Below are 19,387 nucleotides of genomic sequence, written 5' to 3'. Positions count from 1 at the left end.
CCGAAAGCGTGGGCGTTTCAGCGGTTGGCCAGACGCCAAGGTGCAGCCGCCCTCGTGCGACACGGCGGCAATCACATTTTGAATGCGGCATGACAGATGCAAGGCCGGGCTTCATGCCCCGCCTTTCTCATCGTTCTCCCGTGCCGCCAGTAGGTGATCCATACTCTTCGCGGTCAGCCGGCCCGATCCCGGCGTCCTGCTCAGCCAGCGCCTGGGCCAAATGCCCTGCCGGCGCAGATGCTTGCCGCGGTCATGCGGCAGGGTGAGGCCGCAGCAGGATGCCTTCCGTTCCAAAGGCGATCGTCAGCCCAAGGACTGCGCGAAACTCCTTATAGCCACTCCTGCCAGGAAAGAAGGCGTGCAGGAAAAGCCAAGGTTGCGCATCGGGGCCGACAGCCACCGACGGATGTCCCGGCCCGGACCAGTCCGCCGTGGAGCGCAGGAGCGGCTCCTCGGTTTTCCGGTACGGACCCAGCGGACTATCCGCGACGGCAACACCAATGCCGTACTCGGCCGTTGAGAAATCGTTCCCTGCATAGAGCATGTAGTATCTTCCCCCGTGCTCGCTCACCCATACGCCCTCGACAAGGTGGCCTTCCCACTCTTGGTCGTTCTGCAATACCTGCCTCCGCTCACCGAGAAGGGTGAGAGTGTCCAGGTTCAGCTCCTGGGCATAGACCGGCGTCCTGGTCAGTCGCAGTATCTCCGCAATCGCTTCCTGCCTCGCTTGAACAGTCTGCCGCTTGAGAATGCCTGACAGGCGCGCCGAGAACCCCTGGAAGTCGGAGACGACGGCCTCAACCAATGTCTGCAAGACAAAGAAGCGTTCCATGGGTCCGAGCGACTTTACCCAAGGCCATAGTGCCGAGGTGAAAGCAGCAGTGCGGCGGTCCTCCTCGTGCGGAAACAACTCTTCTATCAGCAGACCGTGCTCATGCAGGAACCGGCACAGCCGACTTGGCCAGACATCGTTGGTGTCCTCCTTCCAGAACAGGTACGCGCTGCCTTCATGGCCGAGGAGGATATGCGGGTCGATAACGTTGCCCCGCAGGATGGGTGCCTCAACGGCGATGAAGGGTCCGCCAGGATGGGAGGATTTGGCGAGCCCGATCGAAAAGCTGTTATCCGTCTCCCGTGCAGCGAAGCACACGAGGAACTCGCTTCCGACACGGTGCATTTCAGGCGCCCAGTATTCTCCCCCTTGCCCAATCTCCGCTGCCCATCTGGGCGCATGGCCTTGCGGGAACACGAAGCCCAGCGGCTGCCAGTCCGTGAGGTCTTGCGAGTAGAGGATGGGAAACACCTGCGGCGCATCGTTCGAGGTTGCGAGGAGGTAGTAGGACGCGGTCCCTGCCCCAGAGGAGTCTTCGAGGACGCGGGTCACGGCTGGGTCGCCGTAGCCATAGAGAATGTCCGGCGACAACGCTTCGGTGAGCAGGGGCATGAGCGGTGTCGTCGAGTTCGGCGCCTCTAGCGGTCGCCGGCTCCTTGGCAGGCGCATCCCATAATCACCGGCAAGCGCCTCGAAGAGATCGAGGTAGGAGTGGTGCCCGGTATCGGGCAAATTGTACTTGCGCATCATCTGCTCGTCGGAAGCCGGATTGGGCCCAGTGACGAGGACTGAGCGCGACGCGCTCCCTGGCTCGGCGGCTGTGATGGCGATCTCGAACCGGGCAAGCCCGCTCGATGCGGGGGTCAGCGCGACGTTGCGATACGCGGCGGCAGGCTGCTCGCTTTGCATATTTGTTCCTGAACTTTGAAGCGTCGTCAGGCAACGCCGCTGGTCTGGCCGCGGTCACAGGCGTCGGAGGATAGATTCAGCGCCGCAAAGGTGGCCCCCATCTTTCCCATGGTCGCGCCTGATGCAGCATTCAGTGCTGAAACGTCATGGGGTGGGTTTAGCTGCCGATTCAATTCCTTGTGCCGTCACCTGGCGCGTCGGGCACCTGTCTGGCTGTTACCACCTGTCAGGCCAGGCTTCACGGCAAGTGACATATGCTGGCCATGGGAAGATGGACGCTTTCGTCTGTTGCGCTGCCGGCCTTCGCCGGCGCTATCGCTCATGCGCAAGCTTGGTCGAGGCTTACCGCCTTCGACGATTTGGGCGTCGCCGACCGCTCTCGTTGCGGGGTCGGCACATCGGAGGGCCGTCGCAGGTTTCGTCGCGCAGGCAACGCCTTCGGACCTGTCACGAGCTTTCGTGGTTGACTAGTTAGGACTCCTACATATTATCTCCTTCATGACCGCCGTATTCGACACCCTGTCGGACCCGCTCCCCCGCCGCCTCGCCGCTGGTCTCTCTCGCCTGTCCGTGGCACTGCGTGCCGGTCAGTGGCGCCTCGCCGAGGCGCGCGGGCTGAGCCCCACACAGGCGCAGGCGCTTGCCGTCATCGCCGCCCGTAGCGGCCCTGGTCGCCCGGCTCCACGTTTGTCCGAGATTGCCGCGCAACTCGCCATAACCCGTGCGACCGCAAGCGACGCAGTCAGTACGCTCGAACGCAAGGGCTTGGTGATGCGCCAGCCAGACCCACGCGATGGTCGCGCGGCTGGCTTGGCGCTGACCGAGGAGGGCCGCACGGCGGCACAGGACGCAGGTGACTGGCCCGCGATGCTGCTGGATACCGCGGCTGACCTTTCGCCCGCTGAGCAGGAGGCTTTGCTGCGGCTCGTCGTCAAGATGATCCGCGGGCTTCAGGTTCGGGGCGCGATTGCACCTGCACGGCTTTGCGTGACCTGCCGGTACTTCCGCCCCTACGCCCACGAGGATGCGTCGGCGCCGCACCACTGCGCCTATGTCGATGCGCCTTTCGGCGACCGCCACCTCCGCCTCGACTGCCCGGAGCAGGACCCGCTTCCGGACGCCGAGGCCGGGGCCGTCTGGACCCGCTTTGCCACCGGAGCGTCAGGCGCGATGTCCACACTCTAGCTGGAGACACCACCATGAGACGGAACAGTCGCTGCGGCCTTCTCGTCGCAGCAACGGGGATGCTTGTCCTCGGTCTGGCGGCAGCCCTGCCCGCCGCTGCGCATGAAGGCCATTCGGGCGCCATCGAGGCGCCACGTGGCAACACCCGGATCGCGGACTTCGACATTGTTCGTGCCGCCATCGCCATCGAAGGCGACAGCGCCGTGTTCCAGATCCAGGTCGCCGGACGGGCCGGCGAGACGCGCCCGGTGGAGACGGGGCGTTTCGAAGGGTCGGCCGTGCATGCCTATGTCTGGCCCACCAGCCTCGACACGGCCGTTGTCGGCTTTGAGCCAGGCCAGGGCATCCTCGCGCTCGCCGTCACCTTTCACCCCGACTTCGATGACAACGCTCCCGGCCGCGAGCGCAACAGGCATGTCTGGCACAGCCATTGGGTGGTGCTCGGTCCCGACGACGCGTGCGGGCCCGGCGCGTTGAAGGTGCGCGACATTCCGGCCGGCGCGCAGCCGCGCCTGCCCGGGGACTGGCCGGGCGTGCCGCTGCTCCTTTCCAGCCCCGACCTGCCGCCGCGCCTGCTGGGCGGCACGGTCGAGGTGAGGGTGCCGGTGGCCGAGCTGCCCGGGCTGCGCGCCACCCGCTTCGACGGCGTGACGGCCGGGCTCCGCGTCAATGCCAACCTGCACGCGCCGTTGCTGTGCGTGGCCGAGGTGTTCGACGTCGCCTCCGGCGATCTCAGCCTGCCCGGACGGGCGATGCCCGCTGGAACGCGCTGATCCACGCTGAAGAGACAGGCGGGCGGCCTCCGCCGCCTGCCCCATGATGGAGATGCCTCCATGAGCGAATACAACAGGTCGCGGCTGCGGCCCGCGCCACCCTGGACCACCACCGGCCTTTGGCTGAACACATTCGAGGGGCAGCCCCTCGAGCTTGCGGCGCTGCGCGGTCGGGTCGTCGTCGCCCTTGCCTTCCAGATGCTCTGCCCAGGCTGCGTGCAGTACGCATTGCCGCAGCTTTCCCGCATTCGCCGTGCCTTTCACCCGAGCCGGGTCGCCGTCCTCGGGCTGCACACGGTGTTCGAGCACCATGCGGCGAACAGGCCGGAGACGCTTGCGGCATTCTCGCATGAGTACCGTCTGGACTTCCCCATCGGGATTGATGCGCCGGACCCGCACGGCGGGCCGATGCCGGTGACCATGGCGGCCTATGCCATGCAGGGAACCCCGACGTTGCTGATCATCGACGCCGTGGGACACCTGCGCCGTCAAGCCTTCGGCCATGTCGAGGACATCGTGCTCGGCGCGGATATCGCGCTACTCGCCGCCGAGGCGGGCGGAACCGTCCTCTCCGATCCTGCGACGGGCGGCGCGGCGTCGATGCGCGAGGAGGCCTGTCGCCTGCCGTAAAGACCACCATCGCCATCCGCTACGTCCATTTCGGAGACCTTGGCGCCTTCGCGCCCGCCCTCGAGACGACAGGCTACAGGAACGGCACTTGCTCTTGCACTGTTACGGTGCCAGAAGCCGCAGCAAGGCGGGGTCGTTCCTCACACGATCGGCCGGGCCGCTGAGCGCCACCGTGCCACGGTCGATGACATAGGCGGCCTGCGCAACCGTCAGAGCGAGCTCGACATGCTGCTCGACCAGGATCACGCTCATGCGCCGTGACAGATCGACAAGGCGCTCGGCGATCTCGTCGATGACCCCAATCCAGACGCCTTCGGTCGGCTCGTCCAGCATCAGCACGCGCGGCTTGCCGAGCAGGGCGCGGCCGATTGCCAGCATCTTGCGCTCGCCGCCCGACAGGGTCGCGGCAGTCTGACCGAGGCGGGCGCCGAGCTTGGGGAAGAACTCCAGAACCTCCTCGATCGCCTGCCGGTCGGCGCGCGGCCCGGCGCCGAGCATCAGGTTCTCCCGCACCGACATCCGGGCGAAGATCGCATGCTCCTGCGGCACATGGCCGATGCCGAGGCGTGCGCGCCGCTCCGCCGGTGCCGCCGTCACGTCCTCGCCGGCAAGGCGTAGGGTCCCAGAGCTGGGCCGGATCTCCCCCGCCAGGGTCTTCAGCAGCGTGGTCTTGCCCGCGCCGTTGCGGCCGAGGATGGCCACCGCGCCGGTCGGCGGCACGCGGAGGGACAGGCCGAACAGCACCTGGCTTCGGCCATAGCCGGCCTCGAGGTCCGCTACCTCCAGCAGCGGCGAGGTCATGGGGTCAGACACGGCGGGTATAGATCTCCTGCACGCGTGCATCCCCCTCGATCTCGGCCACGCTGCCGGTCCCGAGGACGCGGCCCTGGTCGAGCATGGTGAGGCGGTCGCAGATGTTCTTGATGAAGTCGAGGTCGTGCTCGACGATCACCAGCGCGCAATGGCGCCGGATCGGCGCCAGCAGCTCGCCGGTGACGCGGCGCTCCTCCGGGCTCATGCCGCCGGTCGGCTCGTCCAACAGCAGCAGCTTCGGGCGAGGGGCGAGCGCCATGGCGATCTCGAGCCATTGCTGCTCGCCATGGCTCAGCTCACCGGCGAGGTCGTCGGCGCGGCCGGCGAGGCGGAACCGCTCCAGCGCCGCCATCACTTCGCCGTCCAGCCGGGCGCGCGAGCGGCTGCGGAACAGCGCGCCGTAGCCCTCCGTCGCCTGCAGCGCGAGCAGGACGTTGTCGTAGACCGACAGCTCGGTCAGCACCGAGGTGATCTGGAATTTCAGGCTGAGCCCGCGGCGCGCGCGTTGATAGGGCGGCATGGTGGTAATATCGCCGCCGTCGAACAGGATGCGTCCCGTGGTCGGGAAATGGGCGCCGGCGATCGCCTTCAGCAGGGTGCTCTTGCCCGACCCGTTCGGGCCGATGAGGCCGTGGAAGCTGCCGGCCTCGACCTCCAGGTCGACGCCGTCCAGCGCCTTCAGCGGACCATAGGTCTTGGTGACGCCCGACACCTGCAGCAGAGCCATCAGCGCGCCGCTTTCCGCGCGCCGTAGGTGCCGATGCGCTCCCGCGCCGAGACGGCGAGGCCGAGCAGCCCGGTCGGCTGGAAAGTCACCACCACCAGCAGCACCACGCCGAGCAGCACCGGCCAGAACTGGCGGATCGCGTCGATGTCGGCCAGCACATAGCTCAGCACCTCGATCGCCACGGTGCCGAGCACCGGGCCGATGAGCGTGCCGCTACCGCCGAAGAGGCAGTAGATCACGGCGGTGGTGGACAGGCCGGGCCCCAGGTTGCTCGGCCCGGTGAAGCCCTGGTGATAGCCGTAGAGGGCGCCGGACAGCCCCGCCACCATGCCGGCGAGGCTGAAGACCACCGCTTTGAACACCTGCACGCGGTAGCCGAAGAAGGCCAGCCGCTCCTCGTTCTGCCGGATCCCGGCCAGCACTAGGCCGAGCTGTGAGCGCACCAGGGTGCGGCTGGCGGCGTAGACCAGCACCAGCGCCGTCAAGGCGACCGCGTAGAAGTCGAGGCCCTCGACGAACTCGTACTCGCCGAAGGCCATCAGCTTGATGGCCGACAGGCCGTTGCCGGCGCCGACATACTGCCAACCCGCCACCAGCCGCTCCGCCGCATAGGCGCCGGTGAGGGTGCCGAAGGCGACGAAGATGGAGGTCGGTGCCTTGCGGCCGAGCAGCAGGAAGGCCGCCAGGAGGGCCGCGAGGGCGCCGCCGGCCAGCATCGCCAGCGGCAGCGTCGCCCAGAGCTGGCTGAACTCCAGATCCCGCCCGACCAGCGCCACCCCGTAGCCGGCGACGCCGAAGAACAGCGCCTGGCCAAAGGACATGATGCCGGAGAAGCCCCAGCAGAGGTCGAAGCTGAGGGCCAGCAGCGACAGGATGACCACGTTGGTGAGCAGCGTGATCAGCTCCGGTCTGTCGGCCAGGAGGAAGGGCACCACGAGCAGCAGGGCGAGAACCGCCAGCTCGATCGCCGGCAGAATGCGGAAGGCACCGCGCCGCGCGGCGACGGGAGGGGCGGCCCCGGTGGTCGCGGTCATCGCCTCAGCACTCCCGGGGATCGACCATGTCGGCCTTGTCGACCACCTCGTAGCGCGTCCGGCCGGCGTCGTTGCGGCAGATGGCGATGTACATGTTCATCCGCGCATGCATCTTGCCCGGGACCATTTGCGCGCCACCGCCCGGCCCTTCCGTCAGCACCGCGTTGTCCATCGCCGCCGCGACCTCCTCGCGCCCCAGCTTGCCGCCGGTCGCCTTCACCGCCGCCTCGTAGAGCTTGATGCCGCGGTACATCCCCGTGGAGGCCGAGCCGGCGGTGAACAGGTATTTCGTGCCCGTGAAGCGCTTGGCATAGGCCTCCTGCAGCGACTTGCTGAACGGGTCCTCCACCGCCTGGAAGTAGTCGAGGCAGGAGACCAACCCCTCCATCTCCTGCGCCGGATGGTAGTTCAGCAGGTTCTCGTCGTAGTAGACGCAGCTGACCACACCGCCGCCCTTCTGGAAGCCGCTCTCGTAGAGCTGCTTCATGAAGGGCTGCAGGCCCGGGGCGATGATGGTGCTGAAAACACAGTCCACCCGCCCGTCGCGGATCTTGCTGATGGTCGCCGAGTACTCCGCCTGGTCGAGCGGGTAGTACTCCTCGAAGACCACCTCGCCGCCATTGGCCTCGATGACCTTGCGGGCGTACTTGTTGAGGAGCTGCGGCCAGACATAGTTGGCCGAGGGCATGGCGAAGCGCCTCTTGCCCATGGTCTTGATCAGGTAGGGGATCAGCCGGTCGCATTGCTGCGCCGGTGTCGGTCCGGTGTTGAACAGGAAGCGCGTGCATTCCTGTCCCTCGTAGAGCTGCGGGTAGATGTAGAGCGTCCGCCCGCGGTTCACGATGGGGTCCTTGATCGCCTGCCGCATGGCGCTGGTGATGCCGCCGAGCACGACGTTCACCCGCCGCTCCTGGATCAGCTTGCGGACGTTGCCCACTGCGATCTTTGGGTCGGAGGCGGTGTCCTCCAGATGGAGCTCGATCGGCTGGCCCTGGATACCGCCCGCCTTGTTGATCTCCTCGACGACGAACTGCGCCACCTGCCAATTGGCGTTGCCGGAGGGCGCGATGGGGCCGGTGATGTCGGTGGCGATGCCCATCTTGATCGGGCCCGCCGCATGCGCCCAGCCCGGGCGCAGCACGAAGCCGCCCGTGAGCGAGCCGAGCCATCCGGCCGCGGTGAGGGCGCTGGCCCCGCCGAGGACGCGACGCCTGGTCATGGTCATGGCCGTTTCTCCTTTGGGTTCACAAGCGCCCGACCGCGATGAAGCCCTGCGGCCGCACCCGGACGATGGCAAGCGCGATGAGGAAGACGAGCGGGTCCGCGAGCACCGGCGTCACCACCCAGGGCAGCCAGGCCGCGAGCCCGCCGACGGCCGCCGCCCCCAGCACCGGCCCCTCGAAGCTGCCCACGCCCCCGAGCATCACCGAGAGGAAGGCCTGCACGAGGAAGCGGATGCCGATATCGGCCGAGAGCTGGTAGAGCGGCACGATGAGCGCGCCCGCCAGCCCCGCCAGCGCTGCGCCGAAGGTGAAGGTCAGCGCATAGAGGCGGCTGGTGGAGATGCCGCAGGCCCGCGCCAGCATCGGGTTCTCCAGCGCGCCGCGAACCCTGAGGCCAATCGAGCTGCGGGCCAGCAGCAGGTAGGTGCCGCCGATGACGACGAGGGTCGTGGCGATGATGATGCTGCGCCAGACCGAGAACTCGACACCGCCGAGGCTGAAGGCGCCGCCAACCGGCTCCGGGATCGACTTGTAGTGGCCGCCCAGCAGGCCGCGCACGATCTCGCGGATGATGAGGCCGATCGCATAGGTGCCGAGCATGGCGATGATGGGCGTCCGGTAGAAGCGCCGGATGATGGTGCGTTCCAGCCCGAAGCCCACCAGCCCCACCACCACCGGGGCAGCGATCAGCCCGGGCCAGGTGCCGAGCCCGGCCTTGTCGCTGAGATAGACCGTGTAGGCGCCGAGCAGCACGAGCTCCCCATGGGCGAAGTTGAAGATGCCCATCATGCTGGCGATGACGCCGAGGCCGAGCACGATCAGCACCATCACCGAGATGAAGGCGAGCATGTCGAAGCCGAATTTGACGGCGAACTCCATCACGCCGCCAGCCCGGGCGCGCGCCGGTGTCGCGTCGCCGCCTCGTAGTCATGGGCCAGCGCCAGCAGCAGCGCCTCGCTCCACATCCGGCCGACGAAGATGAGGCAGAAGGGCGCGCCCGAGGCATGGAAGCCCGCCGGTACCGTGACGCCCGGCAGCCCGGCGATGTTGATCTCGCTGACCGTTGTCTCCTGGATCAACTCATCGCTGTGCAGCAGCGGCGGCGGCTCGCGCATCTGCGGGAAGATCAACGCATCCAACCCCTCCCGCTTCATCACCCCGTCGAAGATGCGGCGATAGGCGGCACGCACGGCGATGAATTCCGGCATGGGCGGCGGGACGAGTGGATCGGCCAGGGCCGCGTCGAAGCCAGGGAGGCGGTGCAGGTAGTGCAGCATGCCACCCACCGCGAAGGCATCCCCCGCCGCGGTCGCCCGGGCGAAGTCGGCGAAGCCGCGGATCGCGGCCGCGGGTCCCATGCGCTCGAGATAGCGGTGCATGTCGTAGGGCGCCGATTCCAGGCCGCGCGCGTCGAAGGGATACTCCTCCGACACCGGCCGGCGCAGCTCGGCGAAGCCGCTGCCCACGAAGGGATCGGCGACCAGCGTCGCGCCCCGCGCGCGGAGCTCGTCCTGCGCGCGGGCATAGAGCGCCTCGGTCTCGGCCGAGAGCGGCTGGTTCCGCCAGCCCGGTCCGTAAAGTCCGATGCGCCGGCCGGCAAGCGCCGTCTCCGACAGCAGCGAGGCATAGCCCCCTTCGGGGATGTTGCCGACGCCGGCCACCGTCTTCGGGTCCTCCATGGTGAAACCCGCCAGCACGTCGAGCGTGAGCGCGGCATCGCGCACGCAGCGCGCGATCGGCCCCACCACGTCGCGCTGGCTGGCCAGCGGCATGACGCCGGCATTCGGCACCAGGCCGAAGCTCGGCTTGATGCCGACCAGCCCCTGCGCCGCAGCCGGGTTCTGGATGGAGCCGCCGGTCTCCTCCGCCAGGCCAAGCACGGCCATGGAAGCGGCGACGGCGGTGGCAGTCCCGGCGGAGCTGCCGCCGGGCACGAGGTCGGGCGCCGCCGCGTTCAGCGTCGGCCCGGCCCAGCTGTTGTTCGCATGCGTGCCGCTGGCGCTGAGGATGGGCACGTTGGTCTTGCCGAGGATGATGGCCCCCGCCGCCCGCATCCGCGCGACGACGGGCGAGTCGGTACCTGGCATCAGGTCGGTGCCACCATGCCCGGAATGGAGCAGCGACCACCCCCCCGTGCTCGGGAAGCCCACCATGTCCATGGTGTCCTTCACCACCACGGGGATGCCGGCCAGCGGCCCCAGCGCCTCGCCGGCGGCGCGCCGCGCATCCATCGTCCGCGCCTCATCGAGCGCCTTCTCGTTGAGGAAGACGATGGCATTCAGCCGCGAATTGTCCCGCGCGATGCGGGCGAGGAAGGCCGATGTCAGCGCCTCGGCCGTGAAGGCGCCGCGCGTGAACCCGTCCTGCACCTCTGCGATGGTCAGCTCGGTGACGTCGATATCCTGGGTCATCGTCCCTGCCTCGCCTGCCGTGGTCAGAGGTATTGCTTGGCGAGCATCATGTGCACGCCCTTGTTGCCGTCGACCGTCTGCGTGATGCGCAGGTCGCCGATCAGCGAGCACAGCATGTAAGCCTGGTTGCGGCTGAGATTGGTCCGGGCACAGATCTCCCGCACCATCTCGCGCACCGCCTGCTTCGCCGCATCGTCGAGGTCCTCGTCGAGCCCGATCGACATCAGATGCGTCGCCGTCTCGGCGAAGGGCATCTTCAGGCTGAGGTCCTTCCGCACCGTCAGCCGGAAGCTGCCCTTCAGCCCCGTCTCCAGCGCGGTGATGCAGACCTCGCCGTCGCCCTGCACGCCATGCCCGTCGCCGGCGTAGAACAACGCGCCCTCGTTGAAGACGGGGAGGTACAGCGTCGTCCCCGGCTTCAGCTCCTTGTTGTCCATGTTGCCGCCGAAGGCGCGCGGGACATTGGTGGTGCAGGCGCCCCATTCCGGCGGCGGCGCCACGCCGATGACGCCGAAGAAGGGGTCGAGCGGCAGCTCCATCCCCCAGGGCAGGCGGCAGGTGCCGCGCTCGCGGTCGATGCGCGGGTGGATGGTCTCGTATTCGGTGAACTCGTCCGGCAGCGTGCCGAGCAACGGCATGACGGAGACGAAGCCCCAATCCATCCACGGCTCGGCCGAGAGGATGTCGACCTGCAGCACGTCGCCGCGCTCGGCGCCGCGCACGAAGACGGGGCGGTTGACGAAATGCGCCCCCGGCCCCTGCGGCACGCCCTCGACGGCGGCGCGGTACTCGGCCGGCACCAGCGCCGCATCGGGCGGGAAGGAGGCCGCGCTGCCGGCCGGCATGGCGACGATGCTGACGACATCGCCCGACTCCACCGTCAGCGCCGGCGGCGTCGCCGCGGCGAGCGTGCCCCAGACCAGCATGTCGGGGGTCGCGGGGATTGCGTGCTCGGATGGCATGGATCGCTCCTCGGTGGCTGGGACGGCGTTACAGCAGCAGATGGCGGCGGACATTCTCCGAGGTCACGGCGCCGGGCGGGATGGCATCGACCACCTTGCCCTTCTCCATGACGCAGCAGCGGTCGGCGAGCGTCAGGATCGTCTCCAGGTTCTGCTCCACGAAGACGATGGTGGTGCCGAGATCGTCGCGGATGCTCCTGAGCACTCGCACGATGGCCTGCACCACATTCGGCTGCACGCCCTCCGACGGCTCGTCGAGCAGGATCAGCTCCGGCCCGCCGATAAGTGCCCGGCCGATGGCGAGCTGCTGCTGCTGGCCGCCGGACAGCGTGCCGGCCATCTGCCGCCGCCGCTCCGCCAGAATCGGAAAGTACTGGTAGACGAGGTCGGCACGGCGCTGGCGGCGCGAGGCGCCGATCAGCTCGCCGACCGCGAGGTTCTCCTGCACCGTCATGCGCGGGAAGACGTCGCGGCCCTGCGGGATGTAGCCGATGCCCCGCCGCGCCCGCGCATCGGCGGCCGTCCGGCTCATCTCCTCGCCGGCGAAGCGGATGCTGCCGGCGGTCGCGCGCACCAGCCCGATCAGGCAGCGCATCGTCGTGGTCTTGCCGACGCCGTTGCGGCCGACCAGCGCCACGATCTCGCCGCGCCCGACCGAAAGGTCCACGCCCTGCAGCACCTGGGTGCCACCGTAGCCGGCGCGCAGCCCGGCGACCTCGAGGATCGGGTCAGGCGGCATGGGGAACGCCCAGGTAGATCTCGGCCACGCGCGGGTCGGAGACGATCTCCTCCACCGAGCCGCGGGCGAAGACCTGGCCGAGATGCAGCACGGTGACGCGCGTGGCGATCTGCTTGACGAAGCTCATGTCGTGCTCGACGGCAAGCACCGTCATCCCGCCGGCCGCGAGCCGCTGCACCAGCTCGCCGGTGCGGAAGGTCTCCTCCGGCGAGAGGCCCGCGGTGGGCTCGTCGAGTAGCAGCAGGGTGGGCTTCAGCGCGACGGCCATGCCGATCTCCAGCCATTGCTGCTGGCCATGCGAAAGCTCCCCTGCCGGCCGCGCCCCCTCGGAGGCGAGGCCCAGCAGCTCCAGCAGCCGCTCCTCCTCCCGCGCCAGCTCGGCGGGCGGGACGTGGTGCTGCATGGCGATGTGCAGGTTCTGCCGGACGGGCAGCGCGCGGAAGACGCTCGGCGCCTGCATCTTGATGCTCATCCCGCGCTGCACGCGGGAATGCGGCGCGTCGCGCGTCACGTCATGGCCGCGGAAATGGATGCGGCCCGCGCTCGGCTCGTAGCGGCCGACCACCAGCTTGAACAGCGTGCTCTTGCCCGCCCCGTTCGGACCGATCAGGCAGTGGATCTCCCCGGCCTCGACGGCGAGGTCCACCTCGCGCACCGCGAGGAACCCACCGAAGCGCCGGCTCACGCCCTGCAATTCTAGGAGGGTCGTCATCCTACACCTCCGCGGCGGCGGCGGGGCGAGGCTCCCGCCGCCGCCGCATCGCCAGGCGGGCCAGCAGGTCGCCGATGCCGAGGACGAAGCCGCGCGGGACGAACAGCACGGTCGCCATCAGCAGCGCGCCCATCAGCACCAGCGCCGTCTCCTGGCTGTAGATCGTCAGGCTCTGGAAGCCGAGCAGCAGCAGGAAGGTGCCGACCAAGGTTGCAGTCAGGTCCGTCCGCCCGGAGAAGGCGACCCAGATGATCGGCATGGAGGCCGCCGGCAGGCCGATGCTGGACGGCGTGATGAACTGCCCCCAGGAGGTGTAGAGCACGCCACTCAGCCCGGCGAGCGTGCTGCCCAGCACGAAGACGGCGAGCTGGTAGCGCCGCACGTCATAGCCCAGCAGCTCAGCCCGCTCCGCATCCTCGCGGATCGCCACCAGCACGTTGCCGAAGCGCGAGTTGGCCAGCATCCGCAGCAGCAGGTAGGCCACGGCGAGGCCGAGGATGAGGACGTAGTAGAACAGCGTCTCCTCCAGCACGATGCCGCCATCGGGCCCGGGGAAGGTCAGCGGATCCATGCCCTGCATGCCGTTGAAGCCGTTCAGCCGCGCCTTGCCGATCGCCCATTCGGGCCCCGCGGTCTGGCCGAGGAAATAGGCCAGCGCGAGCGTGACCGAGAGCGTGACGATGCCGAAGAAGACGCCGTTGATGCGGCCGTAGATCATGAAGTAGCCGAGCACCGCCGCGGCGACTGCGGCGAGCACCAGCCCCCCCACCAGCCCCGCCATGGTGCCGAGCGGCCCGTTGCCGAGGTCGATGGCGATGACGCCGTAGCCATAGCCGGCGAGGCCGAAGAAGAAGGTCTGGCCGAAGGACAGCATCCCGCAGAGGCCCCACATCATGCAGAGGCCGAGCGCCATGAAGATCCAGACGAAGAAGTAGCCGAAATTGCCGACATCGTAGGGGTCGGCGAACATCGGATAGGCCAGCGCCGCGAGCAGGACGACACCCGCCGCACCCCAGAAGGCGGGGCCCCGGCCCATGGTCTGCGGCCCTTCGAGAAGCTTGAGCATGCGGGTCCCCCGTCAGGCCGTGCGCCGCGTCAGCCAGCCGGTGAACCCGTCCGGCAGCACGCGGATGATGAGGATCACGGCCACCAGCAGGCCGATCTGGCCGATGATCTGGCCGTACCAGGCGTTCAGCCCGGTGCGGATAACCGCGAGCGCGACCGCCGCCGGCGCCGTGCCCAGCAGCACGCTGGAGCCGCCGACCACCACCGTGACGAAGGACTCGACGATAAAGCTCGACCCCATGGTGGGAATGAGTGACATGGTCGGCGCGTAGAGCGCGCCGCAGAAGCCCGCAAGCCCCGCGCCGACGCCGAAGCTGAGGGCATAGACGCGGTTCCGCCGCACGCCGAGCGCCTGCGCCATGCCCGGGTTCTGCATCACCGCGCGTGCCTGGATGCCGAAGCGCGTGCGGAGGAACAGGAACCAGACGAAGCCGAGCACGCCGATGGCGGCGGCGAACAGCACCATCCGATATGCGGAGAAGGTGTAGTCGCCCACGCGGAAGCCACCCAGCGGCGTGCCGATGCCGGGGAAGGTCGAGCCCACCAGCACCAGCGTGCCCTGAGTGACCACGAGGCTGAGCCCCCAGGTCACCAGCAGCGAGTCGAGCGGTCGGGTATAGAGGGGGCGGATCACCACCGCCTCGAGCACCATGCCGATCAGGAAGGCCACCGCCGTGCCGCAGGCCTGGGCCAGCGGCAGCGGCAGGCCGGCATGATAGCTGGCCGCCGTGACGTAGACGCCGCACATCACGAACTCGCCATGCGCCATGTTGATGACGCCCATCATGCCGAAGATGATGGCGAGGCCCGCCGCGGACAGCACCAGGAACGCGAAGACATCGGCGAACTGGTAGAAGCCCGCGAAGAGGTTGCCCAGCATGGTCGCACTCCCCTCGCCAGATCAGCGGCGCGGCAGGTTGTCCGGCGTGTACTGCTCGCGCGGGTTGGACTGCAGCAGGTTGCAGCCGACCTGGCTGAGCCAGAAAGGCTGGATGTCGCCGAAGTCCTTCTCGATCTTGATCTTGTTCTCGCCATCCACCGAGATCAGCCGCATGCGGTGCGAGCAATGCTGGCTCTTCGGGTCGATGACGATGCGGCCCTCGGGCGCGTCGACGCCGAGGGTGCCGTCCGCCATGGCGCCGCGTAGGTCGGCGAGCTTGGTGGACTTCGCCTTCTCCGCCAGCTGCTTGTAAAGCATGATGGCGACCCAGGCGTTGTAGCCCATGTCGTTGATGTAGACCTCGTCCGGGTACTTGGCCCGCCAGCGGGCGACGAAGGCCTTCGCCTCCGGCGTGTCGAGCTCCTCGAACCAGTTGGCGGCGGCGTACATGTCCTTCATCACGCCGGCCGGAAAGCGCTTATGCTCGAAGCCGAGCATGATCTTCACTGGGCTCGCCATGGGCAGGCGCACGCCGGCGGCGTTCTTCTGCTCGTAGAATGAGGATTGGGCTGCGCCGACATCCAGCATGTACAGCCAGTCCGGCTTGGCGCGCTGGATGTTCTGGATGGTCTGGGCGAATTGCGAGACGCCGAGCGGAATGAACTCCTCGCCGACGAACTCCACCCCCAGTGGCTTCATGATCGACTTGCCCCAGGCGGAGGACAGGTGCCCGAAATTGTAGTCCGCCGCGACGGTGTAGACGCGCTTGCCGAAGCGCTCGACCATCCAAGGCAGCAGGGTGGAGAGCTGCTGCTCCGGCACGGCGCCGACGCTCAGCATGTTGGCGTCGCAGACGCCGCCCTCGTACTGGTTGGTGTAGATGTAGAAAGCGTTCTGCCGGCCTACTATGGGCCGCACCGCCTCGCGCGAGGCTGAGGTAATGCCGCCGATCAGCACGTCCACCTTGTCCCGCTGCAGCAGCCGGCGGGTGAATTCCTGGTACCGCGCGTTGTCGCCCTGCGGGTCGAGATGGATAAGCTCCAGCTTACGGCCGAGGATGCCGCCCGTGGCGTTCACCTCGTCCACGGCCATCTGCGTGCCGTGCAGCTTGGGCAGGCCGATCGATGCCAGGTCGCCCGAGATATCCTCGAGCAGGCCGATCTTGATCGGCGGGTCAGCCGCCTGGCCCGTCCGGGGCAGCGCGGCCGCCAGCGACGCCCCGGCCGTGCCCAAAAGCAGATCCCTGCGGTTCATGCTGTCCCTCCTTGCAATGCTGTGTGGGCCGCGCTCAGCCGAGCGCGGGATGCTGGCGGTGAGATTCCGTCGCGCCCTGGAAGGCGTGGCCCGCCCGACAAAGCAGCGCCTCGGACAGATGCGGGCCAACGAGCTGGAAGGCGATCGGCGTCCCCGCATCGGTGAAGCCGCCCGGCAGGGTGATGGTCGGGCTGCCGGTCATGTCGAAGGGGCAGGTGTAGCTGAGCAGCGCCTGCATCAGCGCCGCGTCCTCGCCGGCCGTCGCCATCTTCGCCAGCGTGGGCGAAGCGAAGCCCTGCGCGGGCGCCAGCAGCAGGTCGATCCCCTCGAACATCGCGGCGACGCGACCGCGGAAGTCGATGCGGCGTAGCACGATCTCCTGGTAACCCATGCCCGTGAGCCCGTGCCCGAGCTCGATCAGCGCTGAAAGCGAGGGGCCATACTCTCCCTTGCGGGCGGGATAGGTCGCCTTATGCGCCACCGCCACTTCGGCGCCGCAAAGCGGGAACCAGTCCTCGATCACCGCCGCGGTGTCGGGGAAGCGTACCGGCACCACCTCGACGCCGAGCTTTTTCAGCGCGGCGAGCGCCGCCTGCAGCACGCCCTGCGTCGCGGCATCGGTCGCCGCGCCCATCCAGGCCTCGTCGAGGCCGAGGCGCAGCCCGGCGATGCCGCCTTCCAGCTCCGCCATGTAGTCCGGCACCGGCGCCTGCAACGCCGTCGGATCGTCCGGGTCGGCGCCCGCGATGGCAGCCAGCATCGCCGCAGCATCGGCCGCGCTGCGGGTCATCGGGCCGATATGGTCGAGCGTCGCCGCCAGTTCGAAGACGCCGTAGCGGCTGACGCGCCCCCAGGTCGGCTTCACCCCGGTAAGCCCCTGCGCCGCGCAGGGAAAGCGGATCGAGCCACCGGTATCGGAGCCGAGCGAGCCATAGCAGAGACCGGCCGCCGTGGCGACGCCGGAGCCTGAGGAGGAGGCGCCGGACCAATGGTCGGCGCTCCACGGGTTCACCGGCGGCGGGATCTGCGGATGATGGTCGACATAGGCGCCCTCGGTGAGCTGGAGCTTGCCGAGGATGATGGCGCCAGCCGCCTGCAGCCGCTTCACCACGGTTGCCGTATCCTGCGGGCGGAAGTCGCGGTGGATGGTCATGCCGGCGGCGGTCGGGACGCCGGTCATCCAGCACAGGTCCTTCACCGCGATCGGCGCGCCGTGCAGCGGCCCTTTGATCTCGTCGCGCGCGATCTCGGCCTCGGCCTGCCGCGCCGCAGCGCGCGCCTCCTCGGCCATCACCAGCGCATAGCTCTTCAGCTGGCCATCGAGGGCCGCGATGCGCGACAGCATCGCCTCGGTCGCCTCCACCGGCGAGATCTGCTTCGCCTGGATGCGCCGCGTCAGCTCGGTCAGCTCTAGATAGGGAAGCTCGATCTGCGTCATGGCGGTTCCTCTCAACTGTTGCGCCAGTCGCGGCTGGTGGTGAAGGCCGATGCCAGGCGGATCAGCGTGGCCTCCTCGTAGCGCCGCCCAACCAGCATCAGCCCGACCGGCAGCCCGTCCACGGTGCCGCAGGGGATGGTGAAGGCCGGGTGGCCCGAGACGTCGAAGGGGCAGGTATTGGCCTGCATGTTCAGCGCGCGGTCCACCGCCAGCGCCCGCGGCGCGTCGCGCGGCGGGATCTCGGTCGCGGTGAAAGGATTGGTCGGCATGACCAGCACATCCACCCCTTGCAGCGCCGCGTCATAAGCCTGGGTCAGCGGCACGCGCAGGTTCTGCGCCTTCGAATGGTAGCGGTTGTGGTAGTGCGTGTTCAGGTACTCGCCGAGCAGCAGTACCAGCTTCACCGTGTCCGACACGTCGTCGATCCGGGTGTCGAAGCCGCGTGCGAAGGCCTCCTGCATGCCGACGGGGTAGTAGCCCGGCACGTTGTGGCCGACGCCATGCCCCTTCAGCATCATCTCGGCGGCACCTTCGAGGATGATGCCGCTCCAGATCGCCGGCGCCACGCGGTGCATGGGCACGGACACGCCCTCGACCTGCGCGCCGAGCCTTTCCAGCGCGCCGATCGCGTCGCGCACGCTGGCATCCACCCGCGGGTCGCTCTCCGGATGGCCGAAGCCCTCCTGCAGCACGCCGACGCGCAGCCCCGCAGCGCCGGCGCCCAGCGCGCCCATATAGTCACCGACCTGGGCCGGAATGGTCCGATGATCCCAGCCGTCATGCCCGGCGATGACCGACAGCAGCAGCGCCACATCCTCGACGCTGGCGCAGATCGGTCCGCAATGATCGACGGAGTAGCTGATCGGCATGGAGCCGGTGACCGGCACCAGCCCCCAGCTCGGCTTCAGCCCATAGACGCCGCACCAGCTCGACGGCGTGCGAATGGAGCCGCCTTGGTCGCCTCCGAGCGCCATCTCGACTGCGCCCTCGGCGACCAGCGCCGCGCTGCCGCCGGAGGAGCCGCCGGCGCTGTGCGTGGGCTTGTGCGGGTTGCGGATGGGGCCGGTGACGCAAGTATGGCTGGCGCCGGAGAAGCAGAGATCCTCGCAGGCCGCCTTGCCTGCGATCGTGCCGCCGGCTTGCAGGATGCGGGTGACGACGGTGGCGTCGACATCCGGCACGTACCCCTCCAGCAGCGCCGAGCCGTTCATCATCGGTACGCCGGCAACACAGATGTTGTCCTTCACCGCGACCCGCTTGCCGTGCAACGGGCCGGGACCACCAGTGGCGATCTCCGTACGCCAGTACCAACCGTTATGCGGGTTTTCAGCCGGGGAAGGGCGCCAGCCGGGCGTGCGAGGCGCGACCACCGGCAGCTTGGGCTCGGGCAACTCGTCGAGGAGCCGGTAGGCATCCAGCGTGCCGGCCATGATGCCCCGGAACTCGGCAGCATCCTCGGCGGACAGATGCAGCCCCTGCCGACCGGCCATCTGCAAGATCTGCTCGAGACTGGGCGTCCTGACAGGCATGGCGCCTCCAATACGTGCGTCGTCCTGCTCCCATCCGCGAGCGAGCGCGGAGACGGGAGGCTAGATACCGAAAGTCATGCATAATGAGCGCTCAAGGTGCCGGGCCGCGCATGTGAGACAGCCTTGTCTCGCGGGCTCGAGCGAAGCGCTCGTCCGCGATCTTCGAGCAGTCCCTTCGGTCCTGTCAACATGGTTGCAGGCGTGCCGTGCCCAGCTTTTCAGCTTCCGGAACGCCGCGATGGGATTATGCATAAGAGCGTGAAGCAGTTGC

At 68.4% G+C, this 19,387-nt stretch carries 18 protein-coding genes; 3 read left to right on the top strand and 15 right to left on the bottom strand.

Features of this window, described 5'->3' with window-relative positions; all coding sequences use genetic code 11:
* Nucleotides 1-250: 250 nt before the first annotated feature.
* Nucleotides 251-1,741, bottom strand: a complete 1,491-nt coding sequence (locus JMJ56_RS16550) for a family 43 glycosylhydrolase (RefSeq protein ID WP_202832869.1) — start codon at nucleotides 1,739-1,741, stop codon at nucleotides 251-253.
* Nucleotides 1,742-2,239: 498 nt separating this feature from the next.
* On the opposite strand from JMJ56_RS16550, the gene JMJ56_RS16545 reads away from it, so the two are divergent.
* The 3 genes from JMJ56_RS16545 to JMJ56_RS16535 are packed head-to-tail and all read left to right on the top strand — an operon-like array spanning nucleotide 2,240 to nucleotide 4,329.
* Nucleotides 2,240-2,926, top strand: coding sequence for a MarR family winged helix-turn-helix transcriptional regulator (locus tag JMJ56_RS16545; protein WP_202832868.1), 687 nt, complete (start codon nucleotides 2,240-2,242; stop codon nucleotides 2,924-2,926).
* Nucleotides 2,927-2,940: 14 nt separating this feature from the next.
* Nucleotides 2,941-3,699 carry a hypothetical protein gene (locus JMJ56_RS16540; RefSeq protein WP_202832867.1) on the top strand — a complete coding sequence of 253 codons (759 nt, stop codon included), beginning with the start codon at nucleotides 2,941-2,943 and terminating at the stop codon, nucleotides 3,697-3,699.
* 60 nt (nucleotides 3,700-3,759) lie between these two features.
* Entirely contained in the window at nucleotides 3,760-4,329 is a 570-nt protein-coding gene (locus tag JMJ56_RS16535; protein WP_202832866.1) for a peroxiredoxin family protein, read from the top strand.
* Nucleotides 4,330-4,431: 102 nt separating this feature from the next.
* On the opposite strand, the gene JMJ56_RS16530 is transcribed toward JMJ56_RS16535, so the two are convergent.
* From JMJ56_RS16530 to JMJ56_RS16465, 14 genes are read right to left on the bottom strand one after another with little or no spacing between them, the layout of a single operon-like run.
* Nucleotides 4,432-5,142 carry an ABC transporter ATP-binding protein gene (locus JMJ56_RS16530; protein ID WP_202832865.1) on the bottom strand — a complete coding sequence of 237 codons (711 nt, stop codon included), beginning with the start codon at nucleotides 5,140-5,142 and terminating at the stop codon, nucleotides 4,432-4,434.
* A complete protein-coding gene (locus tag JMJ56_RS16525) occupies nucleotides 5,135-5,869 on the bottom strand; it encodes an ABC transporter ATP-binding protein (RefSeq protein ID WP_202832864.1) in 735 nt (244 codons plus the stop codon). Before JMJ56_RS16525 ends, JMJ56_RS16530 begins: the two co-directional genes overlap by 8 nt.
* Complete coding sequence (locus tag JMJ56_RS16520; RefSeq protein WP_202832863.1) at nucleotides 5,869-6,903, bottom strand: branched-chain amino acid ABC transporter permease; 1,035 nt, start codon at nucleotides 6,901-6,903, stop codon at nucleotides 5,869-5,871. Before JMJ56_RS16520 ends, JMJ56_RS16525 begins: the two co-directional genes overlap by 1 nt.
* A gap of 4 nt (nucleotides 6,904-6,907) precedes the next feature.
* Nucleotides 6,908-8,128, bottom strand: coding sequence for a substrate-binding protein (locus tag JMJ56_RS16515; protein ID WP_202832862.1), 1,221 nt, complete (start codon nucleotides 8,126-8,128; stop codon nucleotides 6,908-6,910).
* 19 nt (nucleotides 8,129-8,147) lie between these two features.
* Nucleotides 8,148-9,005, bottom strand: coding sequence for a branched-chain amino acid ABC transporter permease (locus JMJ56_RS16510; protein WP_202832861.1), 858 nt, complete (start codon nucleotides 9,003-9,005; stop codon nucleotides 8,148-8,150).
* Nucleotides 9,005-10,537, bottom strand: a complete 1,533-nt coding sequence (locus JMJ56_RS16505) for an amidase (RefSeq protein WP_202832860.1) — start codon at nucleotides 10,535-10,537, stop codon at nucleotides 9,005-9,007. Before JMJ56_RS16505 ends, JMJ56_RS16510 begins: the two co-directional genes overlap by 1 nt.
* A 23-nt stretch (nucleotides 10,538-10,560) precedes the next feature.
* Nucleotides 10,561-11,499, bottom strand: a complete 939-nt coding sequence (locus JMJ56_RS16500; protein WP_202832859.1) for an acetamidase/formamidase family protein — start codon at nucleotides 11,497-11,499, stop codon at nucleotides 10,561-10,563.
* A 28-nt stretch (nucleotides 11,500-11,527) separates the two neighbouring features.
* Complete coding sequence (locus JMJ56_RS16495) at nucleotides 11,528-12,238, bottom strand: ABC transporter ATP-binding protein (RefSeq protein WP_236037824.1); 711 nt, start codon at nucleotides 12,236-12,238, stop codon at nucleotides 11,528-11,530.
* Nucleotides 12,228-12,950: an ABC transporter ATP-binding protein gene (locus tag JMJ56_RS16490; RefSeq protein WP_202832923.1), complete on the bottom strand. Its 723-nt coding sequence runs from the start codon at nucleotides 12,948-12,950 to the stop codon at nucleotides 12,228-12,230. The genes JMJ56_RS16495 and JMJ56_RS16490 overlap by 11 nt, the downstream gene beginning before the upstream one ends.
* 1 nt (nucleotide 12,951) lies before the next feature.
* Complete coding sequence (locus JMJ56_RS16485; protein ID WP_202832858.1) at nucleotides 12,952-14,016, bottom strand: ABC transporter permease subunit; 1,065 nt, start codon at nucleotides 14,014-14,016, stop codon at nucleotides 12,952-12,954.
* Nucleotides 14,017-14,028: 12 nt separating this feature from the next.
* Nucleotides 14,029-14,895, bottom strand: coding sequence for an ABC transporter permease subunit (locus JMJ56_RS16480; RefSeq protein WP_043360052.1), 867 nt, complete (start codon nucleotides 14,893-14,895; stop codon nucleotides 14,029-14,031).
* 21 nt (nucleotides 14,896-14,916) lie between these two features.
* The gene (locus tag JMJ56_RS16475; RefSeq protein ID WP_202832857.1) at nucleotides 14,917-16,149 is read right to left on the bottom strand and encodes an urea ABC transporter substrate-binding protein; all 1,233 of its coding nucleotides are present in this window, start codon (nucleotides 16,147-16,149) and stop codon (nucleotides 14,917-14,919) included.
* Nucleotides 16,150-16,183: 34 nt separating this feature from the next.
* Nucleotides 16,184-17,587: an amidase gene (locus tag JMJ56_RS16470; RefSeq protein WP_202832856.1), complete on the bottom strand. Its 1,404-nt coding sequence runs from the start codon at nucleotides 17,585-17,587 to the stop codon at nucleotides 16,184-16,186.
* A gap of 11 nt (nucleotides 17,588-17,598) precedes the next feature.
* Complete coding sequence (locus JMJ56_RS16465) at nucleotides 17,599-19,116, bottom strand: amidase (RefSeq protein WP_202832855.1); 1,518 nt, start codon at nucleotides 19,114-19,116, stop codon at nucleotides 17,599-17,601.
* Nucleotides 19,117-19,387 lie beyond the last annotated feature (271 nt).

The sequence above is a fragment of the Belnapia arida genome (genome assembly GCF_016773205.1).
GTDB lineage: Bacteria > Pseudomonadota > Alphaproteobacteria > Acetobacterales > Acetobacteraceae > Belnapia > Belnapia arida.
This window is presented reverse-complemented; position numbering and strand designations above follow the sequence as displayed.